The following is a 25,086-nucleotide window of genomic DNA, read 5'->3' on the forward strand; positions in this document are numbered from 1 at the left end:
CTTCGGCTCAGCTCTCGCCGCCGGCGTTCCCGCTCGAGCCGGCGTTGACGTTGTGCAGGTCGTACTTCTGGATCGCCTGACCGATCACCGAGCGGTCGAGCCGGCCCTGGTCGGCCAGGCTCTGCAGCGCTCGGACGACCATCGACGGTCCGTCGATCTTGAAGTGCCGGCGGGCCGCTGCGCGCGTGTCGGCGAAACCGAAGCCGTCGGCGCCGAGCGTGTAGTAGTCGCCGGGAACCCACTGGCGGATCTGATCCTGCACGGCGTGCATGTAGTCGCTCGTGGCGATGACGGGGCCCTCTGCCGACGCGAGCTTCTCGGTCAGGTAGGCGACCTTCGGCTCCTGCTCCGGGTGCAGGAAGTTGTGCTCGTCGGCGGCGAGTCCGTCGCGGCGCAGTTCCGTCCAGCTCGTCACCGACCAGACGTCGGCCACGACGCCCCAGTCCTTGGCGAGCAGATCCTGAGCCTCCAGGGCCCACGGGACTCCGACGCCCGAGGACAGCAGCTGGACGCGCGGTCCGTCGCCCTCTCCGACGGCGATCCGGTGGATGCCCTTCAGGATGCCGTCGACATCGACATCCTCGGGCTCCGCGGGCTGCTTCATCGGCTCGTTGTACACCGTGAGGTAGTACATCACGTCCGGGTCGGGGTGCGACCCGCCGTACATGCGCTCGAGGCCGGCCTGCACGATGTGCGCGACCTCGTAGCCGAATGCCGGGTCGTAGGTGACCGTAGCCGGGTTGGTGGACGCGAGCAGCGGAGAGTGACCGTCGGCGTGCTGCGTGCCCTCACCGGTGAGGGTGGTGCGGCCGGCGGTCGCACCGATCACGAAACCGCGTACCATCTGGTCGGCCGCGGCCCAGAAGGCGTCGCCGGTGCGCTGGTAGCCGAACATCGAGTAGAAGATGTAGATCGGGATCAGCGGCTCGCCGTGCGTCGAGTACGACGTTCCGGTCGCCGTGAGGGCAGCGGTCGCGCCTGCCTCGTTGATGCCGACGTGCATGATCTGGCCCTGCGGGCTCTCCTTGTACGCCAGGAGCAGCTCGCGGTCGACCGACGTGTAGTTCTGGCCGTTCGGGTTGTAGATCTTCGCGGTCGGGAAGTACGCGTCCATTCCGAACGTGCGCGCCTCGTCCGGGATGATCGGCACGATGCGCTGGCCGAAGCCCTTCACCCGCATGAGGTCCTTGAGCATGCGGACGAACGCCATCGTCGTGGCGACCTCCTGGTTGCCTGAACCCTTCTTCAGCAGCGCGTAGTCCTTGTCCTCGGGGAGGGCGAAGTCGACGTGGGTCGTGCGTCGCTCAGGAAGGAATCCGCCCAGGTCGTGGCGTCGGTCCAGCATGTACTGGATCGTCTCGTCCTCCGCGCCGGGGTGGTAGTACGGCGGGCGGTAGGGGTCGGCCTCCAGCTGAGCATCCGTGATCGGGATCTGCATCGTGTCGCGGAACAGCTTGAGGTCGTCCAGCGTCATCTTCTTCATCTGGTGGGTCGCGTTGCGGCCCTCGAAGTGCGGACCGAGGCCGTAGCCCTTGACGGTCTTCGCGAGGATGACCGTCGGCTGGCCCTTGTGCTCCATCGCCGCCTTGTACGCCGCGTACACCTTCCGGTAATCGTGACCGCCGCGGCGCAGCTTCCAGATGTCGTCGTCGCTGAGGTCCTTCACGAGGGACAGCGCGCGCTCGTCGCGTCCGAAGAAGTTCTCGCGGACGTACGCGCCGTTCTCGGCCTTGTAGGTCTGGAAGTCGCCGTCCGGCGTGACGTTCATCAGGTTCAGCAGGGCGCCGTCGGCGTCACGGGCGAGCAGGTCGTCCCACTCGCGGCCCCAGACCACCTTGATCACGTTCCAGCCGGCACCACGGAAGTAGCTCTCCAGCTCCTGCATGATCTTGCCGTTGCCGCGCACCGGACCATCCAGGCGCTGCAGGTTGCAGTTGATCACGAAGGTGAGGTTGTCCAGGCCCTCGTTGGCGGCGACCTGAAGCTGGCCGCGGGATTCGACCTCGTCCATCTCTCCGTCGCCCAGGAACGCCCAAACGTGCGAGTCCGCGACATCCTTGATGCCGCGGTTGGCGAGGTACTTGTTCGTCATCGCCTGGTAGATCGCGTTGATGGGTCCGAGGCCCATCGACACGGTCGGGAACTGCCAGAACTCCGGCATCATCCGCGGGTGCGGGTAGGACGGCAGGCCGTTCGGCGCGCCGGACTTCTCCTGGCGGAACGCGTCCAGCTGGCTCTCGGTGAGACGCCCTTCCAGGAACGCACGGGCGTACATGCCGGGGGAGGCGTGGCCCTGGTAGAAGATCTGGTCGCCGCCGGAAGCGTGGTCCTGACCACGGAAGAAGTGGTTGTGACCGACTTCGTAGAGCGAAGCCGCGGATGCGTAGGTCGAGATGTGGCCGCCGACGCCGATGCCGGGGCGCTGCGCGCGGTGCACCGTGATGGCCGCGTTCCAGCGGATCCAGTGGCGGTAGCGACGCTCGAGCTCCTCGTCACCCGGGAACTCCGGCTCGTTCTCCGTGGCGATCGTGTTGATGTAGTCGGTGGTGGGGACCATCGGCACACCCAGGTGCAGCTCCTTGGAGCGCTTGAGCATGCTGAGCATGATCTCGCGCCCGCGGCCGTGGCCCTTCGCCTCGACGAGCTCGTCGAGGGACTGCTGCCATTCGCCCGTCTCTTCCGGATCGCTGTCGAGAGAGCCCTGGGAGTACGGATCCTGATCGTGGACGGTCACGTGGAGCCTTTCGTCAAGCTGGCAGGTCTTGCCAAGGAAACGGGAAGCGACACGGGGAGCCTTGTCGGCTCTGCACAACGCGCGCCGCAAACAGCCTAGCCCTGATCCACGACCCGAGCGCACACCGGGCGCGACGGTTGCGGGCAGTGCGGCTCAGTGACCGATGACGCCCTGGAACTCCACCATCACCTGGATGGCGGCGATCGTCTCGCGCTTCTTCAGGTTCTCGACCTTTTCGGGCCCGCCCAGCGAGCGCAGGGGAACGAAGGTGAACGACTGGTCGTATGGCAGCTCGCCGTGCATCTCGACCGCCTTGGGGAAGATGTCCCAGTTCAGCGTCCTCGACAAGTAAAAGTCTCTTGCGATGTTCAGCATCTCCAGGAACCCGCTGAGCTCGCTGTTGAGACCCGAGGCGCGTCCCTCGCGGTACATGATGCCCACGAAGCCGACGCTCGGCTCCCAGGTGATGAGGTCGGCGAGCCCCGTCACCATGACCGGAATGGCTATGCCGTCCCCCTGGGTCTTGCCGATGCAATCCGCCAGCTCCGTCTCGTAGACGGCGGGGTCGATCACGCGCAGGAATCCCGATGCGAAGGTGCCGTACCCGTAGGTCTCCCACAGTTCGATCACGTCGGCCGGAACGCGGCCGCGGTAGGCCTCGATGACCTCGGGTTGCACCGGTCCGTGCGAGACGAAGTCCGAAATCTCGATCATGGTGTCAACCTATCGGAAGCGGATGTTCATGAAGACGGTGTTGAGGTCGACCCCCGGGTTGTTCCGGATGAAGTCGATCACCGCGGCATCGAGATCCGCGACGCGGTCCTGCCACTGTCGGCCGAGCGATGAGTTCACGTTCCCGTCGCCCACCCGGGGCACGTCGGTCACGTCGCCTCCTGCGATTCCGTCGAGGCGGTGGAGTGCAGCCTGCGTCTCCATCCACTGGTCGACGAGGCGGGTCGCGGTCGCCGGGTCCAAGCCCGGGTTCTCCCTCATGATCTCCACGAGCGCGTCGTTGTGCGCAGCGTCTCGGGTGAGCTCCTGCATGACGACCGAGTCGTGAGGCCGCCCGTTCCTGAGGTAGTCGACGCGGTTGAGCACCCAGTCCGCCATCGTCGTGTTCTCCAGCGTGTCGATCTGCTCGTTCAGCTGATCGTCGAACTGTTCGGTACGGTGCTCCGGGTTCCGGTTGAACCGCTGGATCGTGATGTCGACATGCGTCGCATTCGCGTCGTACCGGTCGATGGACCTGACACCGCTCTGGTTTCCCCGTGCCTTCGCTCGCAGTTTCCGAGGGATGTCGGCGAGCGCTTTGAGATTCGGGGCCGCATCATCGAGCGCTCTCATGATCGGCCGCGCGAGCACGTCTCCTACTCGTCCCATCGTTCAGTCTCCTGTGATGTTCAGGCCGGCGAGGTCGGCGCCGAGCCGCTCGATCAGCTCGTCGATGTCAGTGGCATGGAGGTCCAGATCCGACTCGGCCTGTTCCAGCGCCTGCAGGTCCGCGTAGAACTCGTCGGAGTCCCCGACGGTGGCCTCGACCAACGGCGCGTCCAGTGCGGCCATCACCAGGCCGGGCAGCTCCTCGACGAGCGGTTCGATCACCATCGGCAGAACCTGCTCGAGCGCTTGCTCGAGTGCGATCTCGACCGCCGCGTTCAGCAGCTTCTTCTTCGCGATGAGCATCAGGCCGGATCCTGCTGCCGTGAGCGGGTTGGTCAGCATCGCGACCAGTGCGATCGCCGTCGTGGTGATGTCGGCGATGACCTTCACCTTGAGCCCGACGACGACGCCCGCCGCGATCTCCAGCCCGGCCGGTGCCGGCCCCAACGCGTCGAGCAGCCGCTGCAGGTTGCTGGAACGATTGGTGTTCCATGCGGCGACGAAGGCGGGTCCCGCCGTTCCGCGCATGGCGGCTGCGATATCACCGTTGATCTGTCGATCCACAGCCTGTATCCGGCCCTCGAGTTCTCCGGTGAAGGTGCCAATGATGTCGCCTGCGCGGCGCAGTTCGTCTTCGTCGACGTCCGGCCACTCGAAGCCCAGCTTCTCCATGATCCAGATCAGTTCATTCGGCAGCATCATTCCCATCGGGGCCTCCCGCGGAGACTGTACGACGACCGCGTTTCTGCACACAATGGGTACTGGTCCCCATCAGACGCGGAGCGGCGACGGCGCACCTGGCCGGTACGGTCTGCGGGGGCGCTCGAGCTGCATGACTGTGGGCCCTGCCGGGATCGAACCGACGACATCCACGGTGTAAACGTGGCGCTCTACCAGCTGAGCTAAAGGCCCTGGTCCTCCCATTCTAGAGGGTCCGCTGGCGCGGACGTGATGGCCGCGCTACGGTCGTGCCAGCATCGCGCGTGGATGCGCGATGACGCGCGATGGAACGGGGGCACCGATATGAAGGCGTTCCGCCGCAGCGTCGCCGCGAGTCTCGCGCTCGGACTCATCGGGCTCGGAGTCCTCGGCGTCGTCCTCACCGGGGTGGCCTGGCTGCCCTGCGCGGGCGATCAGACCACGGAGGCGTGTTACGCCGCCATGGGCAGGCCGCAGCACCTCGTGCCGCTCCAGGTCATGTGGCTGATCAGCATCGGTCTGGTCACCGGGGCGTTCGCGATCGCCCGGTCGGGCTTCGAACGCACCCTGGGCGTGATCGCCCTCGTCATCGTGATCGGGATGAACTACCTCACCGAGTGCACACTGTGGCTGGGTTTCGTCGGCGGCCACTGGGATGTCCCGCCCGGGACCGGGTACGCGCAGACGGCGGCTTTCGTCGTCGCTGGTCTGCTGATCGCGTTCGGTTCGCTGCTGACGTCGTCGTCGAAGCCGTACACGGACGAACTCGGCGGCGCTGATCCGGTGGCGTGACCGTCAGGATTCCTCATGTCTGCGGGGGTCGCCGTCGAACAGGCGGCCGTCGGCGCGACCCAGTGCCGTGATGGCTTCGACCTCGGCATCCGCGAGAACGAAGGATGCCGCAGCCAGATTGCTCTGCTGGTGCTCGGGAGAGGAGGCCTTCGGGATCGAGACGACCCCGCGGGATACGTGCCAGGCCAGCACCGTCTGCACGGGCGTGATGTCGTGCGCGGCGGCGATCTCGGTGACGACGGGCTCGTCCAGGAGCTCCTCGGCGCGTCCGAGCGGGCTCCACGCCTCGGTGATGATTCCGTGTTCGCGGTGATAGGCGAGCTGCTCGGTCTGCGGGAAGTACGGGTGCAACTCGATCTGGTTCACCACCGGGAGGACTCCGGTCTCTCGCTCGAGGCGCTCCAGATGCTCGGGAAGGAAGTTCGACACACCGATCTGACGGACCACGCCGTTCTGCTGCGCTTCGACGAGAGCGGTCCAGGCCTGCACGTATTCGTCCTGGCTGGGGTTCGGCCAGTGGATGAGGTGCAGGTCGATCGCGTCGAGTCCGAGCCGATAGCGGCTCTCGTCGATGCTCCACGGCGCCTTGTCGGACGCGTGGTGGCGACCGGGGAGCTTCGATGTCACGATGACGGCGGCGCGGTCGGTCTCGGCCTCCGCGACCCCGCGTCCGACGGCCCCCTCGTTCTCATAGTTGAAGGCCGAGTCGACCAGCCGATATCCGGCGTCGATCGCGGACGTGACGGACGCCGCGCCGCTCGCTCCTCTGAGGCCGTAGGTGCCGAGGCCGATGGCCGGCAGCGCGAAGCCGTTGTGTGCGGTGAACGTGGGCAGCGAGGTCATCGAGTCTCTCCTTCGTCGAACGCGTGCTGACAGCCTACGCATGAGAATGGACGCATGCGCTGCCCCTGCCTCTCCGGCGACACATTCGAGAAATGCTGCGGCCCCCTGCTCTCCGGCGGCGCCGCGCCGACGGCCGAACGCCTGATGCGCTCGCGCTTCACGGCTTTTGCTCGCGGCGACGCCGCCTACCTGACCAGAACATGGCACCCCTCGACGCGCCCGGCTCAACTGGAACTCGACGACGACATCCGATGGACGCGCCTGGACATCGTCGAAACAGCGCGGGGCGGACCGTTCGACCGCGAGGGCGTCGTGCTGTTCGAGGCGTTCTTCCGGGAGCACGGGGTCGCCGGGTCCATGCGCGAGCGAAGCCGATTCGTTCGAGAGGGACGCGACTGGCTGTACGTGGACGGTGTGCCGGGCTGAGCACGGCCCCGCACAGGTCGGCGACAGCGACTAGGTTGGGAACGTGAACGCCAGCCCCGAACAGCAGCGCCTCCTCCTCGACGTCGCCGACCTGGATCGTCGCATCCAGCAGGCAGAGCGTGCGCGCACCCAGCCGGCGAATGCCGCCCGCATCAACGAACTCTCCGCGCTCCGCCAGGCGCAGCTGCGCGAGCTCACCGCACTGGCCGGTGTCCGCGACGACGCCGCGGCCGAGCTGCGCCGACTCGAGTCGGACGTCGCGGTCGTGGAGCAGCGTCGTTCCCGTGACGCCGAACGACTCGCGGTCGTCACGAGCCCGAAGGACGCGCAGGGCCTCGAGAGCGAACTCGCAAGCCTCGGCCGTCGCATGACCGACCTCGAGGATCAGGAGCTCGAGGTCATGGCGCGCGTGGAAGAAGCCGAAGCCGCGGTCGCCGCCCAACAGAAGCTGATCGATGCCACCACCGCGGAAGGCACCGAGCTCACGACGCAGGCGAAGGCAGGAATCGCCGCCGCGACGACCGAGGGCGACCACCTCGCTCGCGACCGCGCCGCGATCGTCGCCGGGATCGACGGAGCGCTGCTCGCGGATTACACTCGGCGCGCCGTACGCGCGACGGGCGCGGCTCTGCTGCGCGGTGGCACCTGCGAAGGGTGCCGGATGATGCTTTCCGGAATCGACCTCGCCAACATCCGCCAGGCGCCGGCCGATCAGGTCATGTCCTGCCCCGAATGCGGCTGCATCCTCGTGCGCACCGAGGAATCCGGGCTGTGATGCGTCCGCGCGCCCCTTACGGTGTCGCGCAGCGCTGAGCGGCGCATCGCGCTCGTCGACACGCGTGACGCGTACGTCGCGGTCGAACTGGATGCCGACGGCGTCGAGCTCGACCGGCGCGCGGTGGCGCACGTTGCGATGCCGGCGTGGATCGCGTCCGTCGAGGATTCCTCCTCGACACGGTGGGTGATCCGCAGCGCTCGGGAGGTGTATCCGTCGTTGCTGCACGCCGGCGGGCGGCTCGGACGAACACACGATCTCGTCCTGTGCCATGCGATCCTCCGCGATACGGCGCTGCTCGCAGAGCCGCTCGCACCGTCGCGCGCCTGGGTGCCGACGACGGCCGAGCCAGAGCAGCCGACCCTGTTCGATGCGCTGCGGGCCGAATCGGCGCACGACCCGATCGAGGAGCTCCTGCAGCAGTACCGGGCGCAGCTGCGTGCGCTGTCCGCCGCGACCGACGGGCGCCTCGCCCTGCTGTGCGCTGCGGAGTCCGCCGGCGGTCTCGTCGCGGAGGAGATGCGCGCCGGCGGCCTCCCCTGGCATGCCGCGACCCACGAACGCATCCTGGTCGACATGCTCGGACAGCGGCGCGCCGGCGGAGTCCCCGCGAAGATGGCGGAACTCGCACAGCAGGTGCGTGCCGAGCTGGGCGACACGCAGCTGAACCTGGACAGTCAGCAGAAGCTCCTGCGCGCTCTGCACCGTGTCGGCGTCCTGGCGGAGTCGACGAGTCGATGGGAGCTGGCCGAGTTCGATCATCCGGCGGTCGCGCCGCTGCTCGCGTACAAGAAACTCGCCCGACTGCTCAGCGCGAACGGGTGGACGTGGCTCACCGATTGGGTCCACGACGGCAGGTTCCGTCCGGTGTACATCCCCGGAGGGGTCGTCACCGGACGCTGGGCGTCCGCTGGCGGGGGAGCGCTGCAGCTGCCGCGCATGCTCCGCCCCGCCGTGCGCGCGGATCCCGGCTGGAAGCTCGTCGTCGCCGACGTGGCGCAGCTGGAACCGCGGATGCTGGCCGCCATGGCGCGCGACGAGGCGATGGCCCAGGCCGCTCGCGGCCGCGACCTGTACGCAGGCGTGGTGGCATCCGGCGCGGTCGCCACACGGGAGGAAGCGAAGTACGCCGTGCTCGGCGCGATGTACGGCGCCACGACGGGGGACAGCGGCCGCCTGGTGCCTCGTCTGCGCAAGGTGTATCCCCGCGCGATGCGACTCGTGGATGACGCGGCGCGCACCGGCGAGGACGGCGGGGTCGTCTCGACGTGGCTCGGGCGCTCCTCGCCGAAACCACCGTCGGCGTGGACAGCCGGGCAATCCGCTGCGAGCGGTGCGGATGCATCCCCGGCGTTGGTCCGCGAGGCGCAGCGCCGGGCGCGCGAGCGCGGCCGCTTCACACGCAACTTCGTCGTCCAGGGCACAGCGGCCGAATGGTCGCTGATCTGGCTGGCAGAGATCCGTCACCGACTCCATGCGCTCCCGCATGCTCAGGTGCCGGCGCCGGCATCCGGCCCTTTCGCGCGCGCCGCGCACCTGGCGTTCTTCCTGCACGACGAGGTCATCCTGCACGTTCCTGCCGAGGCGGCCGCTCAGGCGGCGGATGCCGTGCATGCGGCGGCAGTGGTGGCGACGGAGCGGCTGTTCGGGTCGTTTCCGCTGGACGTCCCGCTCGATCTGCGAATCGCGGAGACCGCCGAGAAGTAGACTGGTGTCGTGAATGGGCCGGCTGGACGGTCGCGTGGCGGGAGACCGCACCGAGGAACGTCCGGGCTCCGCAGGGCAGGGCGGTGGGTAACACCCACCCGGAGTGATCCGCGAGACAGTGCCACAGAGAGCAGACCGCCGGGCCTCGGTCCGGTAAGGGTGAAAGGGTGGTGTAAGAGACCACCGGGGGCCGTGGTGACACGGCCCGCCAGGTAAACCTCGCCCGGAGCAAGGTCAGACAGAGGATGATGACGCGGCTCGCCGAGTCCTCGGGTAGACCGCTGGAGCGCCACGGCAACGTGTCGCCGAGAGAGATGACCGTCGAAGGGGCGAAGAACCCCGGAACAGAACCCGGCGTACAGGCCGACCCATTCACCTTTTCCCGGCGGATCAGGTATTCCCTCGCCCGGACCGTCCGCCGGCGTCCGCGCTGAAGTCGGGTGCCGATGTTCATCGAAGTGTGCGATCCTGGGAGTACCACCAGCGATCATTCGGTTGCGCCTCTTGGCACGGGTTCCGTGGCGAAAAGAGGAGCCCATCATGGGCAAGTTCATCTATGAAGGCGGAGTCAAGACCGAGTTCGAAGATCGGGCGCTCACCCATCTGCAGCTCGTCATGACGGCGAAGCTCCGCCGCGGAGAGCCGTTCGGCTTCACGTGGAGAGAAGACCAGAGCGTGGGCGGCGGGCGCACGACTGTGTGGGTTCATGCCGGCAGCTCTCTCGTCTTCAAGTTCAGCGGCAGTCGGCATCCTGCGATCAACCGCGACTGGATCGAAGCGCTCGCGTTCACGGCCAGCGCGCCCGGCGGTCTCTACCTCGTTCCCGAGCCGCAGCGGACGGCGTCCGTGGAGCGGGTCGACGTGCCCGCGCACGTCTGACCGCCCCGTCGATCTCCGTGCATTCGTGACCGCTACTCGCGGCAGCATCAACAAGCAACCCCCAGCTGTGTCCGCACAGGACGGGCGTACGGTCGCAGCATGATCAACGCCGGAGCGGAGAGCAGCACGCACATCGTCATCGATGGGCAGCGCTTTCTCCTGGACCGCGACCGCGACCTCGTCGACCTCATGGGGCAGATCGAGGCCGCCGCCCGATCTGAACCGGCGTTCGTCCACCTCTCCGACGGGGATGAACTCGTGAGCGTTCTCGTCTCCTCGCGTTCGAGGATCATCATCACGGTGGAACGCGAAGGGATCGCCGTGGTCGCGGAGGAAGCTCCGGTCGCCCCGTTCTCCGACTGGGAGTACTGATCTGCGGCGACGCTGCATAGTACGTCCACTTCCGACGGAGGTCGAGGGAGGTACGGAAAGCGGCCAGGAGGAAGAGCATGGGCCGACATCCAACACTCAGCCGACGGAGGCACCATGTATTTCCACGTCCAGGAATTCATCAACGAGATCGCGCAAGACGAGCCCGATCCCGCCGCCGCGAACGCGCTGCAGGAAGGGCTCGGCGGACAGTTCGGCGAGATGCGGACGATGATGCAGTACCTCTTCCAGAGCATCAACTTCCGCGGCCCGGACGGCAAGCCGTACAAGGACCTCATACAGGGAATCGGCACAGAGGAGATCAGCCACGTCGAGCTGATCGGCACGACGATCTCACGACTGCTCGACGGCTCCCCCCGCTACCAGGGCAAGCCGACCGATCCGGTCGACCAGCCGGGCGAGGGGGGCGCGACGCCGCTGCGCATCGCGGTCGATACGAGCAACATCCACCACTACCTCGTCGGCGCACAGGGAGCACTACCCGTGGATGCGGTCGGCAATCCGTGGTCCGGCAGCTACGTGTACAACTCAGGGAACCTCGTGCTCGACCTGCTCTACAACCTCATGCTCGAGTCCACCGGCCGGTTGCAGAAGTGCCGCCTGTACGAGATGACGGACAACAAGACGGCGCGCAGCACGATCTCGTACCTCATCGTCCGTGACCAGGCCCATGAGAATGCCTATGCCAAGGCGCTCGAGACGCTGGGCGTGAACTGGCGCACCTCGCTCCCGATCCCGAAGACGAACGCCGAGCAGTTCCCCGAAGTGAAGAAGCTCCTCGACCTGGGGCTGCAGAGCAAACAGTACTCGTTTGACCTCACCGCGCAGTCCGAAGCCGGCAAGATCTTCCAAGGCGCATCCCCCTCGAACGACGGAACGGAGCTCGACGCCACCGAGCAGGCGCCGCCCGGATCGCCGATGACGATCTCGCCCGAGCGGTTCGAGGAGTTCTCACCCGGCGCGGACGACGAATTGCGGGCGCTGATCGAAGCGACCGCCGCGATGGAGATGGCAGATATCGATGCGACCTTCGGACGCATGAAATAGCGATCGTTCGGGGCTCGTGATGGCGACCAGAGCGGCGAAGGCCCCGGCATCCGAATCAGGATGCCGGGGCCTTCGCCCTTCCGGTCCTAGTCGCCCGCGAGCGACGCCGCGCCGATGATGCCGGAATTGTTGCGGTGGATCGCCGGGACGATCGGGGTCTTGAGGTCCAGCAGCGGGAGGAAGTCGCTCGCGTTCTTGGACACACCGCCGCCGACCACGAACAGGTCGGGGCTGAACAGGAACTCGATGTGGGAGTAGAACGCCTGCAGGCGCTCGGCCCATTCGGCCCAGCTGAGGCCCTCGCGCTCGCGTGCGGACGTCGCCGCCCAGCGTTCGACGGACTCGTAGGAGCCGTAGTTGAGGTGGCCGAGCTCGGTGTTCGGTACGAGGACGCCGTCGTACAGGAAGGCAGAGCCGATCCCGGTGCCGAGGGTCGTCAGCAGGGTGAGACCGATGACGTCGCGGGCCGCACCGTGCCGTGCTTCGGCGACACCGGCGGCATCGGCATCGTTCACGAACACGATGTTGCGCTGGAGCCCGTCGCGGAAGAACTGCTCGGCCTCGAAGTTCACCCACTGCTTCGACACGTTCGCGGCGGACAGCGTCTTGCCGCGCTTGACGATCGCGGGGAAGGCGACGCCGAGCGGCAGCGTCGCGTCGTGCACGTCCAGCGTCTTCAGCACGGTCTGCACAGCGATCAGCACGTCTTCCGGCGATGCGCCCTCGGGAGTCGGGACGCGTACCCGATCGGATGCCATCGTGCCGTGCTCGAGGTCGACGATGCCTGCTTTGATACCTGTGCCGCCGATGTCGACGCCGATCGCTTTTGCCATGAGCAATAGCCTACCGAGCGGGCAGACCGACAGTAGGATCGTGACAGTTGCTTACGAAGGGATCCGCCATGCCGGACAACGATCACAAGTACTGGTACAACTCCGTGACCGGCGAGGTCGAATTCGGCATGATCTCGCCCTCGACGGACCGTATCGGCCCCTTCGACACGGCGGAGGAGGCGACGAACGCGCCCGAGGTCGTCAAGCGCCGGGCGGCGGCTTGGGCCGAAGAAGAAGCAGCCGAGAACGGCTGGGACTCCTGACGATGGGCATGGACAAGCAACGCGACTTCGTTCTGCGCACGATCGAGGAGCGCGGCGTCAAGTTCGTCCGCCTCTGGTTCACGGACGTCATCGGCACTCTGAAGTCGGTCGCGATCGCGCCGGCCGAGGTCGAGGGCGCTTTCGCCGAGGGCATCGGGTTCGACGGATCGGCGATCGAGGGCCTGACCAGGACGTCCGAATCGGACCTGCTCGCGCAGCCGGACCCCACCACGTTCCAGACGCTGCCGTGGCGCGGCGAGATCGACCCGACGGCACGCATGTTCTGCGACCTGACGACGCCGGACGGCCAGCCGGCCGTGGCGGATCCCCGTCATGTGCTCAAGCGTTCCCTCGCCAAGGCCGCGGATGCCGGATTCACCTTCTACACGCATCCCGAGATCGAGTTCTACCTGCTGAAGTCGTCGACGTTCGGCCCGGAGGGCCCCGTCCCGGTCGACTCGGCCGGGTATTTCGACAACGTTCCAGGCGGGACGGCGCACGACTTCCGCCGTCGGTCGGTGCGGATGCTCGAGGATCTTGGCATCTCGGTCGAGTTCAGCCACCACGAAGGCGGCCCGGGGCAGAACGAGATCGACCTTCGCTACGCGGATGCGCTCACGATGGCCGACAACGTGATGACGTTCCGCACGGTCATCAAGGAGGTCGCGATAGAGCAGGGCGTGTACGCCACGTTCATGCCGAAGCCGCTCAGCAATCACCCCGGCAGCGGCATGCACACGCACATGTCCCTGTTCGAAGGCGAGCGCAACGCGTTCTACGAGGAGGGCGCGAAGTACCAGCTCTCCAAGACGGGACGGCAGTTCATCGCAGGTCTCCTCAAGCACGCGAACGAGATCGCCGCCGTCACCAACCAGTTCGTGAACTCGTACAAGCGTCTGTGGGGCGGGGACGAGGCTCCGAGCTTCGTGACCTGGGGGCACACGAACCGCTCCGCGCTCGTGAGGGTGCCGATGTACAAGCCCAACAAGAGCGGCTCGTCGCGCATCGAGTACCGCGGCATCGATTCGGCGGCCAACCCGTATCTCGCCTACGCACTCATGCTCGCGGCCGGACTCAAAGGCATCGAAGAGGGCTACGACCTGCCCCCGGAGGCCGAGGACAACGTCTGGGCACTCAGCGACGCCGAGCGCAGAGCTCTCGGGTACGAAGCGCTTCCGGCGAGCCTCGACCACGCGCTCGAGTACATGGAGGGCTCGGAGCTCGTCGCCGAGACACTGGGGGAGCAGGTGTTCAACTACGTGCTGCGCAACAAGCGTCGCGAGTGGGAGGCCTACCGCGGTCAGGTCACGCCGTTCGAGCTGAAGAGCAACCTCGAGCTGCTCTGACCGCGCATGGCACGGCCGGTCGACTCCGTCTCGCTGTCTGCGCTGGCGCGCCTGGGCTTCGCAGAGCTCAGCGCTGCCGCGCGGTCCCTCACTGAACTCGCCGAGCTGACCGGCATCGATCGGGCCGTTCTGATCGATGGCGCAGCCGGCGGCGCTGACCCGGATGCCGCCGTGGCCGGGATGCTGCGCATCGCGCGACGCGACAGCACGGCCGTGAGCCGCTTGCTGAGCATCGAAGAGATCCGCGTGCGCGTTTGGCGGGTGCTGGGTGCGTCGATCGGGCTGGGAGACTTCTTCCTCCGGCATCCCGAAGCGCTCGACGTGCTGTCGGAGCCCGCTGTCGAAGTGCCCGACGCCGCAGCGCTGAAGCACAGGATGCTCGCCGCCGTCGGAGCCGTCGACGGGTTCGCGGACACCTCGGACGACGAAGCGTGGGTGCGGCTCAGGGTCGCCTACCGTCGCGAACTCGCCCGGATCGCGATCGCGGACCTCTCGCATCCTCGGCCGGCGGATCTGATCCCCGTGGTCAGCGCCGGGCTGGCCGATGCCGCCGCTGCCGCGCTGGAGGCATCGCTCGCTGTGGCACGGACCAGAGTCGCATCGACCACGTCGCACGCTGCTGTGGCCGCGACGCAGCTCGCGATCATCGGCATGGGCAAGGCCGGCGCCCGAGAGCTGAACTATGTCAGCGATGTGGATGTCATCTTCGTCGGCGGCAGCGCCGACGAAGACGTCGTCGAGGAGAGCCGCGCGATCGACCTCTCGACGCGTCTGGCGCGCGAGACCATGCGCGGTCTGTCGGGGATCGAGGTCGAACCGCCGCTGTGGGAGGTGGATGCCGCTCTGCGCCCCGAGGGGAAGCAGGGCGCTCTGGTGCGGTCGCTGGCCTCGCACCTGGCCTACTACGATCGCTGGGCGAAGAGCTGGGAGTTCCAGGCTCTGCTCAAGGCCCGGCCGCTCGCGGGAGACGCGCACCTGGGCGAGGCCTACATCGAAGCGGTGCAGCCGAAGATCTGGTCCAGCGCCGCTCGGGAGAACTTCGTCGACAGCGTCCAGCGAATGAGGGAGCGCGTCACTGCGCACATCGATCCGGAGGATGCCGCCTACCAGCTCAAGCTCGGCGAGGGCGGACTGCGCGACATCGAGTTCACGGTTCAATTGCTCCAACTCGTCCACGGCCTCGCAGACCCCCGCATCCGCACCCGCGGCACGCTGGAATCGCTCGATGCCCTGGTCGAACGCGGTTACATCGGTCGCGCAGATGCCTCCACGTTCGCCGAGGACTACCGGACACTCCGGCTGCTCGAGCACCGGCTGCAGCTGAGAGAGCTCTCGCGCACGCACCTGATGCCACGGACGGACGAGGGCCGGCGCATCCTGTCGCGTGCGAGCGGACTCGCCGACTCCGGCGCCGGGGTGTGGGAGTTGTGGGAGCGCGTGCGCCGCGAAGTCCGCGACATCCACACCCGGCTGTTCTATCGTCCTCTGCTCACCGCGGTCGCGTCGTTGCCGGAGGAAGGGCGCAGCCTCTCGACCGAGCAGGCGCACGATCGCCTGGCAGCCATCGGCTTCCGCGACCCGGCCGGTGCCCTCCGCCACATCGGCGCCCTCACGAACGGTCTGAGCCGCAAGGCGACGATCCAGCGCCATCTCATGCCGGTCATGGTGCGCTGGTTCGCGGACGGCACCGATCCGGATTACGGGCTGATCGCGTTCCGCCGCATCAGCGAGCGCCTCGGCGACACCCCGTGGTTCCTGCGGATGCTGCGCGACTCGTCGGGTGCGGCCGAAAGCCTGACGAGATTGCTGTCCTCGTCGCGCTACGTGGGTGAGCTGATGGAGTGGATACCGGAATCCGTGGCCTGGCTGGACAGTGCCGAGTCGCTGCGTCCGCGCTCGGAGTCCGCGCTGGACGAGGAAGCGCGTGCGATTCAGACGCGGCACGAGAAGACGACCGATGCGCTGCGCGCCGTGCGGGGTCTGCGCCGTCGTGAGCTGCTGCGCACGGCCATGGGGGCGGTGCTGGACGTGCTCACGATCGAGCAGATCGCCGTCGCGCTCACCGGCATCACCGACGCGACGATCCAGGCCGGGCTCCGTGCGGTGAGGCGCGAGGTCGTCCCGGCTGAGGACGACAGCCTCGACTTCGCCGTGATCGGGATGGGCCGCTTCGGCGGCGCCGAGCTCGGGTTCGGGTCGGATGCCGACATCCTGTACGTCTACGAGGCGAACGACGTCGAACCGCAGCGCGCCCAGCAGCTGGCCGTGAAGCTCGTGAACGGTCTGCGAGAGCATCTGACCGACCAGCGCGTTCCATTGGATCTGGATGCCGACCTCAGACCAGAGGGCCGCAACGGACCCGTGGTGCGCACGTTCGACGCCTACGCGGAGTACTACCGCCGCTGGTCGTTGTCCTGGGAGGCGCAGGCGCTGCTGCGCGCACGAGGCGTCGCGGGAAGCGCCACGCTGATCAGCCGGTTCATGCGACTCGCCGACAGCGTCCGGTATCCGGAGCAGGTGGACCTGCAGGGTCTGCGAGAGATCAAGCGCATCAAAGCGCGTGTCGAGGGCGAGCGACTGCCCCAGGGTGCGGACCCGCGGAGGCATCTCAAGCTCGGCCCCGGTTCGCTCAGCGATGTCGAATGGCTCGTCCAGCTGATCCAGCTCCAGCACGCTGCGGAGGTCGTCGGTCTGCGCACGACCTCGACGCTGCAGGCGCTGGATGCGGCGGTGGCGGACGATCTCGTTCCGGCCGACGGCGCTGACCGGTTGCGGGAGGCGTGGCGGTTGGCGAGCAGGCTGCGCTCAGCGATCACCCTGCTGACCGGCCAGACCAGCGACGTTCTCCCTTCGGATCGCCGTCAGCTGGACGGGATCGGTCGGCTGCTCGGGTACCCCGACCGGTCTGCCACCGAGGTCGAGGAGGATTACCTCGGCGTCACCCGACGGGCACGTCGCGTCTTCGAAGAGCTCTTCTACGGCTGAGCGCCGGCGCGGATGCGCCGCCGCGGGGGATCGGGTGGTCGCACCCCAAGGCGCTCGCGGGCGATGTACGCCGCCGTCGCGGACACACCGGGGTCGGGATCGCTCTTCAGCGCGGTGAGCAGATCGTCGACCGCTCGTCCGGGGATATCCGCGAGTGCGGCGGTGAGTCTGCGTCGCTCGGCGGGGCCGGCGCTACCGAGCTCGGTCGTGATCGCCTCCGCGATCCGGCCAGCGCCGTCCGGATCCTTCGCCAGCAGCGCAAGAGCGTCGGAAGCCTCGACATCGTCTCGTCCCTCGACGATCAGGGCCACGAGAGCCGGGATCGCGTCGTCCTCCCCGCGCCGTCCGCGTTCGATGGCGGCACGTGCGTGCACCACGGGATCGCTGTTCCCGAAGGCGGCGGCGAGCGCTTGCGATGCCGACGGAGAGTCGCTCTTGCGCAGCGCTTCGGTCGCTCGCAGGCGCCGCGCGGCGATCGGCGAATCCAGGGCCTCGGCGAGATGGCGCACCGCGGCCTCCGGCAGCCGAGCCAGCGCCCAGTCCAGCGCGCCGGCCGCGTTGGGGTCCGTCTCGTTCAGCGCGGCCTCGAGGAGCGGCACGGCGTTCTGCGCATCAGAGGCGTCCAGCGAGAGCGCCAGGCGCTGCCGCGACGACGCGTCCTCGACGTCCAGCCCCCGTATCAATCCCACGGTGCGCAGCAGGCCTGACCAGTCGCCGGGGCCACTGGCCTGCACGCGGCTCAGGTTCCGGAGGAGCTCCGTGTCACGAGCCAGGCGCTCCTGCGTTCGCGCGATGAGCCGGTCGATCATCTCAGCGGGGCTGAATGAGAGATCAGCCAGAGCATCCGATATCTCCTGCAGACCGAGTCCCAGCGACCTGAGTCCTTCGACATGGAAGAGTCGCTGCACATCCTGGTCGCTGTACTCCCGATAACCGCCGTGAGTGCGCTCTGACGGCGAGACGAGTCCGATCCGGTCGTAATGGCGCAGCATGCGACGACTGACGCCCGAGCGCCGGGCGACCTCGCCGATCAGCACGGGTTCAGCCCCCGACCTGTGGCGCAGCTCGAAGGGCGACGGTCCTGCGCGCTTCCGTGATGGCGGCATCGAAGTCCTCATCCGGGTCGGCGATCAGCCTCGCAGTGGCCAGCGCGTGGGATCGGACCGCCTCGTCGTCGTGCGTCGTCGCGGTTTCGATGACAACGGATGCCGCAGGCCCGAGCTGGGCGAAGGCACGACTCAGACTGCGCTGCACGTCGCGATCGCCGCGGCCGAGCTGCGTTGCGAGCAGCCCTGCGAGCTCGGGTTCGTGTCCCACCGGCACGAGACCGGCAGCGGCGCGCCACGCCGTGCGTGCGACCTGGTCGTCGTGATCGCGCAGGAGAGCGGGAGAGATCGCGGCCCACGAGGACGGGTCCGCGATCTTCGTCAGCGTGTGCAGAGCCTGGCTCCGCGCCTGCGGTGTGTCGGAGTGCAGCTCCGGCAGGAGCGACGCCAGGACCAGTGCGGTGTCATGGCGCGTCAGCGCCCAGGTCAGCATGTCCCGAACGTAGAAGTCCGGCTCGATCGCGCACCGCGCGATCAGCACGTCGACGAACGCCGGGTCGGGTGCGCTCCCCGCTGTGAGCGCGGCCTGCAGGCGTGCTGACGGTGAGTCCACAGCCAATGCTCGCTCGAGTGCCGAAGGGAACTCCGTGTCAGTCATCTCGACCACCTCCACACCCCATCACACACCTTGTCACTGTGGCAAGGTCAAGTCGGCAGTCGGCGCAGTTGCCTTATCGGTCGCGGCGGCCCAGCATGTACTCATGAGCAACAGCATCGGTGTCGTCTGGAATCCGTCCAAGGTCGAAGAGGCGGAACTGCGCGCCGCCGTGGAAACCGCCTTCGGCGACAGCATCCAGTGGTGGGAGACCAGCGTGGACGATCCGGGGCGGGGGATGGCGGAGCAGGCCATGGCGGCCGGATGCGACACGGTCCTCGCGGTCGGCGGCGATGGCACGGTGCGTGCCGTCGCGGAGGCGCTGGCCGGTTCGGATGCCGCGCTCGGGATCGTTCCCCGAGGAACGGGCAATCTCCTCGCACGCAACCTCGAGGTGCCGCTGGACGACATCCCGGCAGCGCTGGCACGGATCGCGGACGGAGAGGCCTCGTCGATCGATCTCGGCTGGGTAGACATCGACGGCACCGAGCATGCGTTCGCGGTGATGGTGGGGTTCGGCGTCGACGCGCAGATGCTCGTCGAGACGGACGACGATCTGAAGGAGAAGGCCGGATGGCTGGCGTACGTCGAGGCCATGGGGCGGGCGCTGGCCGGTACGGAGATGACCGGCATCACCTTGACGATCGACGATGACGAGCCGCAGGAGGTGCGCGGTCACACCATGCTCATCGGCAACTGCGGGATGGTGCAGGGGGGAATCCGCCTCCTCCCGGACGCCGTGCTCGACGACGGGCGCCTGGATCTGCTGCTGGTGAGCGCGGATGGGGCGCTGCAGTGGATGGACACGGTGCGTTCCGTGGTGTGGGACAACGGCATCCGACGAATCTTCGACCGTGAGGCCGTCGCCGTCAGCACGGAATCCACCAGTCATGTGACGGCGGAGCGCCTCCGCGTTGAGCTGGAATCGCCGCTGATGTTCGAGATCGACGGCGAGGAGATCGGAGAGGTCACGGCCTTCAGCGTTCGCGTCCAGCCTGGAGCACTGAAAATACGGTGAGCCGAGCTCAGCGTCGTCGCAGCTGCACTGCCAGATCGGCGAGGTCGACGGCGTGGATGTCGAATCTCTCGCCGGCCTCAGGCGGTTCACCGTTCGGCCGCGGCACATAGGCGGTGCGCATTCCAGCGGCGCGAGCCGCGCGGAGGTCCCACGAGTGCGCGGCGATCAGGAACGGGGGTGCGGCGTCCAGCGGCGAGTTCGCGAGAGCCAGACGGTACACGGCCGGGTCCGGCTTGTAGGTGCCGGACTCCTGGGCGGAGAACACGCCGTGCCAGCGCATGCCGCTGTCGGCGCTCAACCCTGTGAGCACGCGGCGACTGGCGTTCGACAATCCGGTCACGATGTGCTCGGCGCTGAGCGCGTTCATGCCTGCCAGCGTGTCCGGCCAGACGGAGAGGCGTTGCGAAGCATCCAGGAGGTGTGAGACCTCTGCCTCGGAGATCAGCCCGGCTCGTGAGAGGTTCGCGAGCGCCTCGGCATCCAGCCCCTCGCTGGGGACGAACGAGCGCCGTCCGGCCAGGATCTCCTTCTCCTGAACCGAGACGAATCCGAGCCAGCGAGCCACGACGTCGGCGACGGCTTCGCCATCGAGTGCCGTCACAGAAGCGACCTGACGCTCGAGGCTCCCCGTCTGATCCACGAGTGTTCCGAGGACGTCGAAGACGAGCATCGTCCTGGTCCGTGCATGCTCTCTCATACCGGGGACAATCGGGTCAGCGGGTGCTCTTATTCCCTCACACGCGAGAGCCCGCCCCGGCTGTTGCCGGGGCGGGCTCTCGATGAGTGCGTTCGACCGTCGTCAGACGCCGAAGTAGAGCTCGTACTCGAACGGGTGCGGACGCTGCGCGATCGGCAGGATCTCGTTCTCGATCTTGTAGGAGATCCAGGTCTCGATGAGCTCCTCGGTGAACACGCCGCCCTCGAGCAGGAACTGGTGGTCGTCACGGAGTGCGTCCAGCGAGTCCAGCAGCGAGTTCGGGACCTGCGGGATGTTCTTGGCCTCCTCAGGGGGAAGCTCGTAGAGGTCCTTGTCGACCGGCTCATGGGGCTCGATGCGGTTCTTGATGCCGTCCAGGCCCGCCATCAGCTGCGCCGCGAAGGCGAGATAAGGGTTGCCCGAGGCATCCGGCGCGCGGAACTCGATGCGCTTGGCCTTCGGGTTGGAACCCGTGATCGGGATGCGGATCGCAGCCGAGCGGTTTCCGGCCGAGTAGACCAGGTTGACCGGCGCCTCGAAGCCCTTGACCAGACGGTGGTAGCTGTTCAGCGTCGGGTTCGTGAAGGCGAGCAGCGCCGGAGCGTGCGCGAGGATGCCGCCGATGTACCAGCGGGCGATGTCGCTGAGCTGTCCGTAACCGGCCTCGTCGTAGAACAACGGCTTGCCGTCCTGCCACAGCGACTGGTGGGTGTGCATACCCGATCCGTTGTCGCCGTACAGCGGCTTGGGCATGAAGGTCGCGACCTTGCCCCACTCCTCCGCGGTGTTCTTGACGATGTACTTGAACTTCAGGATGTCGTCCGCCGAGTGCACCATGGTGTCGAAGCGGTAGTTGATCTCCTGCTGACCCGCGGTGCCGACCTCGTGGTGCGAACGCTCCAGGATGAAGCCAGCGTCGATGAGCTTGAGGGTGATGTCGTCACGGAGATCGGCCGTCTTGTCGACGGGGGAGACGGGGAAGTAGCCGCCCTTGTACGGGGTCTTGTTGGCGAGGTTCCCGCCCTCTTCCTCGCGGCCGGTGTTCCACGCGGCCTCTTCGGAGTCGACCTTGTAGAAGCTCTCGCCTGCGGTGACCGAGTAGCGGACGTCGTCGAAGATGTAGAACTCGGCCTCCGGAGCGAAGAACGCGGTGTCGGCGATGCCGGTGGAGGCGAGGTACTTCTCGGCCTTCTTGGCGACCTGACGCGGGTCCTTCGAGTAGATCTCTCCAGTGCGGGGGTTGTAGATGTCGAAGACCATCACGAGCGTCTTCGCCTCGCGGAACGGATCGAGGTACGCGGTGGTGACGTCGGGGATGAGCTGCATGTCCGACTCGTGGATCGACGCGAAGCCGCGGATCGACGAGCCGTCGAACAGCTGGCCCTCCGTGAAGAAGTCCTCGTCTACCGTCGACGCGGGGATGTTGAAGTGCTGCTGCACGCCGGGCAGATCAGTGAAACGAATGTCAAGGAACTTGACGTCGTTCTCCTTGATGTAGCTCAGCACCTCGGATGAATCGGTGAACATGTATCACTCCTGATGGCGGGTAGGGGGCCGGAGACCTTTGTGAAGGCTAGGGCCGTGTGGTTTCTCTGCCGTGTCCTGAATGTTTCCGGCATGTTACAGGGGCTCAGTAGAATCAGGGGGTGACGGATGCTGCGAACACCTACCCGGGCGAACGATTGGGATTTCCCGAAGCCGGATCCGGCAGCATCGGACGCGTCGGTCGGCGCATCGCGGCCCTGGTGATCGACTACGCGGCCGCGACGATCATCGCTACGGCGTTCTTCGGCTATCAGCAGTTCGCGCTGCCCGGCGAGGCGGGCGTGACGATGTTCACGCCCATGATCGTGTTCGCCGTGCTGCAGATCGTGTTCATCCCGACGCTCGGCGGCAGCCCTGGGCACCGCATCGTCGGGTTGCGCGTGGTGCGCGCCGACGGCGCCTGGGTCGGACTGTGGCGGCCGATCGTGCGTACGCTGCTGCTGGTCGTGGTGGTGCCGGCAGTCATCTGGGACCAGGATCAGCGTGGGCTGCACGACAAGGCAGCCGGCACGATCCTGCTGCGAGCCTGACACCCTGACTCAGTTGCGACCGCGATTGCGGCGGCGCATATCCTTCGGTGCTCGGCCGCCCAGGAACGAGCGAGCCGGGTCGACCACGAATCCGCGGCGCAGCGCCTCGCGTCCGATCAGCATCCGGAAGCCCATCTCGTCCCGGTTGCTCAGCGTGACCTCCGAGACGATCAGTCGATCGACGAGGCGGATCGCCAGCAGCACGACCAGCCGATCCTGCTGGTGACCTGAAGAGCTGCGCACCCGACGCCTGTCATGGACGGGGCACTCGACGGTCGTGGTGTCCTTCTGGCTCTCCTGCCAGGGCTTCACGCGGAAGCGGACCCATTCCTCGCCCTCGCGTTCGAACTCCTCGACGTCGTAGGCGTGCAGCGACGACGTGCGCGCACCGGTGTCGATCTTCGCCTTGATCCAGTCGACGCCGGCATCCGGCAGGCTGACCCATTCACGCCACCCCGTGAGGGTGTTTGAATGGAGTGTCCGACTCATGATCTACATCCTGGCAGGAAATTCCCGTGAAGCTCGCCGTCCTCTCCCGTGCGCCGCACGCCTACTCGACCCAGCGGCTGCGCACAGCCGCCGTCCAGCGCGGACACGAGGTGAAGGTGCTCAACACCCTGCGCTTCGCCATCGACCTCACCGAGGATGAACCCGATCTGCAGTACCGCGGACGTCCGCTCAGCGACTACGACGCGATCCTGCCCCGGATCGGCAACTCGATCACGTACTTCGGTACGGCCGTCGTCCGTCAGTTCGAGCAGATGGACGTCTATACGCCGAACACCGCGAACGGCATCTCGCAGGCGCGGGACAAACTGCGGGCCAACCAGATCCTGTCGCGCCATCACATCGCGATGCCGGCCACTGCTTTCGTGCGCAACCGCGCCGACGTGCGGCCAGCGATCGAGCTGGTCGGCGGCGCTCCCGTCGTGATCAAACTGCTCGAGGGCACGCAGGGGATCGGGGTGATCCTCGCGCCGCAGGTCAAGGTCGCCGAGGCGATCATCGAGACGCTGCACTCGACGAAGCAGAACGTCCTCATCCAGAAGTTCGTCGCCGAGAGCCGCGGCCGTGACATCCGCGCATTGGTCGTCGGCGACCGGGTCGTCGCGGCGATGCGACGCGTGGCCGCTGGCGACGAGTTCCGCTCCAACGTGCACCGCGGCGGCACCGTCGAACCGGTAGAGCTGGACCCGATCTACGAGCAGACCGCCGTGCGATCGGCGCAGATCATGGGGTTGCGCGTCGCCGGTGTCGACATGCTCGAGGGCGACGACGGCCCGCTCGTGATGGAAGTGAACTCCTCACCGGGGCTGCAGGGTATCGAGCAGGCGACGAACCTCGACGTCGCCGGTGCCATCATCGACTACATCGCCGGCCAGGTGGCGTTCCCCGAGATCGATGTACGCCAGCGTCTCAGCGTGTCCACCGGCTACGGCGTGGCCGAGCTCGTCATGCACGCCGGCGCCGAACAGGTCGGCAAGCAACTGGGAGAGCTGGGCCTGTGGGACCGCGACATCACCGCGCTGACCCTGCACCGTGGGGTGACGGTCATACCCAACCCGCGCAAGCACGTCGTCCTGGAGGCGGGGGATCGCCTGCTCTGCTTCGGCAAACTCGAGGAGATGCGCTCGATGATCCCGGAGCGGCGCCGTCGTCGCGCCAAGGTGCGGCGTCTGCCCAAGGACGCTCGCGGCTGAACGCGAAGCGCCTCTGCTCCCGGTGTGGAGCAGAGGCGCTTTCTGGTGGTCTCTATCGCGTCAACGAGGGCGCTGGGCGCGAGCCTTCATCGGATCGACGCCCTTCGGAATCGGCAGCGAGGTGACGGACTGCGACACGGAGTCGATCCGCCGGATGACGGCCGCCATCGTCGTCTTGTCGATCGCCTTCGGCAGCTTCTTGATCGTCTTGGAGAGATCGGCGATCGCGACCTCGTCATCGCCGTGGCCCACGTAGAGCACCGTCACAGGAACGCCGTGGGCGACGCGCTGGGCCTTGGTGCGCTCTTCGTTCACGAGTCGCGTCAGGCGGCCGCGTGCGCCTTCACCGACGACGACGATGCCGCCACGGCCGACCGCGCGGTACACGGCTTCCTGCGTCTTCGGGTTGATGCCCACAGGGGTGTCGGAGGCCTGCCAGTTGCGGCCCAGGCTGGTGCTCAGCACATGGCCGGATGCTCCGGGCATGCCGTCGATCTTCGCGTACATCGCCTTCGTGGACATCCGCGTCATCAGCATGAGCGCGCCGAGCACACCGACCATGAGACCGGTGATCGCCCACAGGACCAGCGTCCACACCTGGAAAGGCGGGATCAGGTAGCCGACGATGAGACCGAGCAGGATTCCGGCGACCAGGATCCCGATCTGCGCCCAGGGCAGCCACGAGTAGACCTCGCGCGTGAACCGGAACAGGGACTTGAGCTGGGAGAAGAACCCAGGACGCTTCTCGGGTTCGGGATCACGCTTTGCCATGCGTATAAGACTACCGAGTCGGCGT

25 protein-coding genes, 1 tRNA gene and 1 other RNA gene are annotated in these 25,086 nt (G+C 67.2%); 14 read left to right on the forward strand and 13 right to left on the reverse strand.

What is annotated here, in order from left to right:
• Nucleotides 1-7: 7 nt before the first annotated feature.
• The 5 genes from aceE to ACFCYE_RS07855 form a co-directional block, all read right to left on the reverse strand.
• Nucleotides 8-2,734 (reverse strand): pyruvate dehydrogenase (acetyl-transferring), homodimeric type, encoded by a 2,727-nt coding sequence (aceE, locus tag ACFCYE_RS07835; RefSeq protein WP_376177725.1) that lies wholly within the window; start codon nt 2,732-2,734, stop codon nt 8-10.
• A 153-nt stretch (nt 2,735-2,887) separates the two neighbouring features.
• The gene (locus tag ACFCYE_RS07840; protein ID WP_376177727.1) at nt 2,888-3,448 is read right to left on the reverse strand and encodes a T6SS immunity protein Tdi1 domain-containing protein; all 561 of its coding nucleotides are present in this window, start codon (nt 3,446-3,448) and stop codon (nt 2,888-2,890) included.
• 9 nt (nt 3,449-3,457) lie between these two features.
• Entirely contained in the window at nt 3,458-4,114 is a 657-nt protein-coding gene (locus ACFCYE_RS07845; protein WP_376177728.1) for a polymorphic toxin type 15 domain-containing protein, read from the reverse strand.
• A gap of 3 nt (nt 4,115-4,117) precedes the next feature.
• The gene (locus ACFCYE_RS07850) at nt 4,118-4,822 is read right to left on the reverse strand and encodes a hypothetical protein (protein ID WP_376177730.1); all 705 of its coding nucleotides are present in this window, start codon (nt 4,820-4,822) and stop codon (nt 4,118-4,120) included.
• Nucleotides 4,823-4,953: 131 nt separating this feature from the next.
• A tRNA-Val gene (locus ACFCYE_RS07855) sits at nt 4,954-5,026 on the reverse strand.
• 75 nt (nt 5,027-5,101) lie between these two features.
• On the opposite strand from ACFCYE_RS07855, the gene ACFCYE_RS07860 reads away from it, so the two are divergent.
• The gene (locus ACFCYE_RS07860) at nt 5,102-5,605 is read left to right on the forward strand and encodes a hypothetical protein (RefSeq protein WP_376177731.1); all 504 of its coding nucleotides are present in this window, start codon (nt 5,102-5,104) and stop codon (nt 5,603-5,605) included.
• A gap of 3 nt (nt 5,606-5,608) precedes the next feature.
• On the opposite strand, the gene ACFCYE_RS07865 is transcribed toward ACFCYE_RS07860, so the two are convergent.
• On the reverse strand, nt 5,609-6,448 hold the full coding sequence (locus tag ACFCYE_RS07865; protein ID WP_376177733.1) for an aldo/keto reductase: 840 nt from the start codon (nt 6,446-6,448) through the stop codon (nt 5,609-5,611).
• A 54-nt stretch (nt 6,449-6,502) separates the two neighbouring features.
• Between ACFCYE_RS07865 and ACFCYE_RS07870 the strand changes: the two genes are divergently transcribed.
• The 7 genes from ACFCYE_RS07870 (at nt 6,503) to ACFCYE_RS07900 (ending at nt 11,672) form a co-directional block, all read left to right on the forward strand.
• Complete coding sequence (locus tag ACFCYE_RS07870; protein WP_376177735.1) at nt 6,503-6,874, forward strand: YchJ family protein; 372 nt, start codon at nt 6,503-6,505, stop codon at nt 6,872-6,874.
• A gap of 43 nt (nt 6,875-6,917) precedes the next feature.
• Nucleotides 6,918-7,649: a zinc ribbon domain-containing protein gene (locus ACFCYE_RS07875; protein WP_376177736.1), complete on the forward strand. Its 732-nt coding sequence runs from the start codon at nt 6,918-6,920 to the stop codon at nt 7,647-7,649.
• Nucleotides 7,650-7,670: 21 nt separating this feature from the next.
• Complete coding sequence (locus ACFCYE_RS07880; protein ID WP_376177737.1) at nt 7,671-9,356, forward strand: bifunctional 3'-5' exonuclease/DNA polymerase; 1,686 nt, start codon at nt 7,671-7,673, stop codon at nt 9,354-9,356.
• 14 nt (nt 9,357-9,370) lie between these two features.
• Nucleotides 9,371-9,731: RNase P RNA component class A (rnpB, locus tag ACFCYE_RS07885), an RNA gene on the forward strand.
• A gap of 165 nt (nt 9,732-9,896) precedes the next feature.
• Nucleotides 9,897-10,235 carry an ATP-dependent DNA ligase gene (locus ACFCYE_RS07890; protein ID WP_376177739.1) on the forward strand — a complete coding sequence of 113 codons (339 nt, stop codon included), beginning with the start codon at nt 9,897-9,899 and terminating at the stop codon, nt 10,233-10,235.
• 99 nt (nt 10,236-10,334) lie between these two features.
• Nucleotides 10,335-10,607, forward strand: coding sequence for a hypothetical protein (locus ACFCYE_RS07895; protein ID WP_376177740.1), 273 nt, complete (start codon nt 10,335-10,337; stop codon nt 10,605-10,607).
• Between the two features lie 114 nt (nt 10,608-10,721).
• The gene (locus tag ACFCYE_RS07900) at nt 10,722-11,672 is read left to right on the forward strand and encodes a manganese catalase family protein (protein ID WP_376177741.1); all 951 of its coding nucleotides are present in this window, start codon (nt 10,722-10,724) and stop codon (nt 11,670-11,672) included.
• A gap of 86 nt (nt 11,673-11,758) precedes the next feature.
• Here ACFCYE_RS07900 and ppgK read toward each other — a convergent pair whose 3' ends face one another.
• Nucleotides 11,759-12,505 (reverse strand): polyphosphate--glucose phosphotransferase, encoded by a 747-nt coding sequence (gene ppgK / locus ACFCYE_RS07905; protein WP_376177742.1) that lies wholly within the window; start codon nt 12,503-12,505, stop codon nt 11,759-11,761.
• A 68-nt stretch (nt 12,506-12,573) separates the two neighbouring features.
• Here ppgK and ACFCYE_RS07910 point away from each other — a divergent pair, with 68 nt between their 5' ends.
• From ACFCYE_RS07910 to ACFCYE_RS07920, 3 genes are read left to right on the forward strand one after another with little or no spacing between them, the layout of a single operon-like run.
• Entirely contained in the window at nt 12,574-12,768 is a 195-nt protein-coding gene (locus ACFCYE_RS07910; protein WP_376177744.1) for an SPOR domain-containing protein, read from the forward strand.
• An 8-nt stretch (nt 12,769-12,776) separates the two neighbouring features.
• Entirely contained in the window at nt 12,777-14,114 is a 1,338-nt protein-coding gene (locus tag ACFCYE_RS07915; protein WP_376177746.1) for a glutamine synthetase family protein, read from the forward strand.
• A gap of 6 nt (nt 14,115-14,120) precedes the next feature.
• The gene (locus ACFCYE_RS07920) at nt 14,121-17,099 is read left to right on the forward strand and encodes a bifunctional [glutamine synthetase] adenylyltransferase/[glutamine synthetase]-adenylyl-L-tyrosine phosphorylase (protein ID WP_376177747.1); all 2,979 of its coding nucleotides are present in this window, start codon (nt 14,121-14,123) and stop codon (nt 17,097-17,099) included.
• On the opposite strand, the gene ACFCYE_RS07925 is transcribed toward ACFCYE_RS07920, so the two are convergent.
• Both ACFCYE_RS07925 and ACFCYE_RS07930 read right to left on the reverse strand, forming a co-directional pair.
• Entirely contained in the window at nt 17,090-18,136 is a 1,047-nt protein-coding gene (locus tag ACFCYE_RS07925) for a MerR family transcriptional regulator (RefSeq protein WP_376177748.1), read from the reverse strand. The genes ACFCYE_RS07920 and ACFCYE_RS07925 overlap by 10 nt on opposite strands.
• Before the next feature lie 4 nt (nt 18,137-18,140).
• Entirely contained in the window at nt 18,141-18,803 is a 663-nt protein-coding gene (locus ACFCYE_RS07930) for a HEAT repeat domain-containing protein (RefSeq protein WP_376177750.1), read from the reverse strand.
• Between the two features lie 103 nt (nt 18,804-18,906).
• Here ACFCYE_RS07930 and ACFCYE_RS07935 point away from each other — a divergent pair, with 103 nt between their 5' ends.
• Nucleotides 18,907-19,818: a diacylglycerol/lipid kinase family protein gene (locus ACFCYE_RS07935; RefSeq protein ID WP_376177752.1), complete on the forward strand. Its 912-nt coding sequence runs from the start codon at nt 18,907-18,909 to the stop codon at nt 19,816-19,818.
• Nucleotides 19,819-19,825: 7 nt separating this feature from the next.
• Here ACFCYE_RS07935 and ACFCYE_RS07940 read toward each other — a convergent pair whose 3' ends face one another.
• Nucleotides 19,826-20,515 carry an HAD-IA family hydrolase gene (locus ACFCYE_RS07940; protein ID WP_376177753.1) on the reverse strand — a complete coding sequence of 230 codons (690 nt, stop codon included), beginning with the start codon at nt 20,513-20,515 and terminating at the stop codon, nt 19,826-19,828.
• Between the two features lie 102 nt (nt 20,516-20,617).
• Complete coding sequence (gene glnA, locus ACFCYE_RS07945; RefSeq protein WP_264157751.1) at nt 20,618-22,042, reverse strand: type I glutamate--ammonia ligase; 1,425 nt, start codon at nt 22,040-22,042, stop codon at nt 20,618-20,620.
• A gap of 119 nt (nt 22,043-22,161) precedes the next feature.
• Between glnA and ACFCYE_RS07950 the strand changes: the two genes are divergently transcribed.
• Complete coding sequence (locus tag ACFCYE_RS07950; RefSeq protein WP_376177754.1) at nt 22,162-22,590, forward strand: RDD family protein; 429 nt, start codon at nt 22,162-22,164, stop codon at nt 22,588-22,590.
• Nucleotides 22,591-22,599: 9 nt separating this feature from the next.
• Here ACFCYE_RS07950 and ACFCYE_RS07955 read toward each other — a convergent pair whose 3' ends face one another.
• Nucleotides 22,600-23,079, reverse strand: a complete 480-nt coding sequence (locus ACFCYE_RS07955; protein WP_376177756.1) for an ATP-dependent zinc protease — start codon at nt 23,077-23,079, stop codon at nt 22,600-22,602.
• Between the two features lie 26 nt (nt 23,080-23,105).
• Here ACFCYE_RS07955 and ACFCYE_RS07960 point away from each other — a divergent pair, with 26 nt between their 5' ends.
• Nucleotides 23,106-24,290 carry a RimK family alpha-L-glutamate ligase gene (locus ACFCYE_RS07960; RefSeq protein ID WP_376177757.1) on the forward strand — a complete coding sequence of 395 codons (1,185 nt, stop codon included), beginning with the start codon at nt 23,106-23,108 and terminating at the stop codon, nt 24,288-24,290.
• Nucleotides 24,291-24,350: 60 nt separating this feature from the next.
• Here ACFCYE_RS07960 and ACFCYE_RS07965 read toward each other — a convergent pair whose 3' ends face one another.
• Nucleotides 24,351-25,061, reverse strand: a complete 711-nt coding sequence (locus ACFCYE_RS07965) for a DUF4191 family protein (protein ID WP_376177759.1) — start codon at nt 25,059-25,061, stop codon at nt 24,351-24,353.
• Nucleotides 25,062-25,086 lie beyond the last annotated feature (25 nt).

Source organism: Microbacterium sp. NPDC056234, assembly GCF_042267585.1.
Lineage (GTDB): Bacteria > Actinomycetota > Actinomycetes > Actinomycetales > Microbacteriaceae > Microbacterium.

Coding starts and splice junctions, on each gene's coding strand:
- ACFCYE_RS07840 (WP_376177727.1), bottom strand. CDS start 3,448: ATGATCGAGATTTCGGACTTCGTCTCGCACGGACCGGTGCAACCCGAG.
- ACFCYE_RS07845 (WP_376177728.1), bottom strand. CDS start 4,114: ATGGGACGAGTAGGAGACGTGCTCGCGCGGCCGATCATGAGAGCGCTC.
- ACFCYE_RS07850 (WP_376177730.1), bottom strand. CDS start 4,822: ATGGGAATGATGCTGCCGAATGAACTGATCTGGATCATGGAGAAGCTG.
- ACFCYE_RS07860 (WP_376177731.1), top strand. CDS start 5,102: ATGCGCGATGACGCGCGATGGAACGGGGGCACCGATATGAAGGCGTTC.
- ACFCYE_RS07865 (WP_376177733.1), bottom strand. CDS start 6,448: ATGACCTCGCTGCCCACGTTCACCGCACACAACGGCTTCGCGCTGCCG.
- ACFCYE_RS07870 (WP_376177735.1), top strand. CDS start 6,503: ATGCGCTGCCCCTGCCTCTCCGGCGACACATTCGAGAAATGCTGCGGC.
- ACFCYE_RS07890 (WP_376177739.1), top strand. CDS start 9,897: ATGGGCAAGTTCATCTATGAAGGCGGAGTCAAGACCGAGTTCGAAGAT.
- ACFCYE_RS07895 (WP_376177740.1), top strand. CDS start 10,335: ATGATCAACGCCGGAGCGGAGAGCAGCACGCACATCGTCATCGATGGG.
- ACFCYE_RS07900 (WP_376177741.1), top strand. CDS start 10,722: ATGTATTTCCACGTCCAGGAATTCATCAACGAGATCGCGCAAGACGAG.
- ppgK (WP_376177742.1), bottom strand. CDS start 12,505: ATGGCAAAAGCGATCGGCGTCGACATCGGCGGCACAGGTATCAAAGCA.
- ACFCYE_RS07910 (WP_376177744.1), top strand. CDS start 12,574: ATGCCGGACAACGATCACAAGTACTGGTACAACTCCGTGACCGGCGAG.
- ACFCYE_RS07915 (WP_376177746.1), top strand. CDS start 12,777: ATGGACAAGCAACGCGACTTCGTTCTGCGCACGATCGAGGAGCGCGGC.
- ACFCYE_RS07920 (WP_376177747.1), top strand. CDS start 14,121: ATGGCACGGCCGGTCGACTCCGTCTCGCTGTCTGCGCTGGCGCGCCTG.
- ACFCYE_RS07930 (WP_376177750.1), bottom strand. CDS start 18,803: ATGACTGACACGGAGTTCCCTTCGGCACTCGAGCGAGCATTGGCTGTG.
- ACFCYE_RS07935 (WP_376177752.1), top strand. CDS start 18,907: ATGAGCAACAGCATCGGTGTCGTCTGGAATCCGTCCAAGGTCGAAGAG.
- ACFCYE_RS07940 (WP_376177753.1), bottom strand. CDS start 20,515: ATGAGAGAGCATGCACGGACCAGGACGATGCTCGTCTTCGACGTCCTC.
- glnA (WP_264157751.1), bottom strand. CDS start 22,042: ATGTTCACCGATTCATCCGAGGTGCTGAGCTACATCAAGGAGAACGAC.
- ACFCYE_RS07955 (WP_376177756.1), bottom strand. CDS start 23,079: ATGAGTCGGACACTCCATTCAAACACCCTCACGGGGTGGCGTGAATGG.
- ACFCYE_RS07965 (WP_376177759.1), bottom strand. CDS start 25,061: ATGGCAAAGCGTGATCCCGAACCCGAGAAGCGTCCTGGGTTCTTCTCC.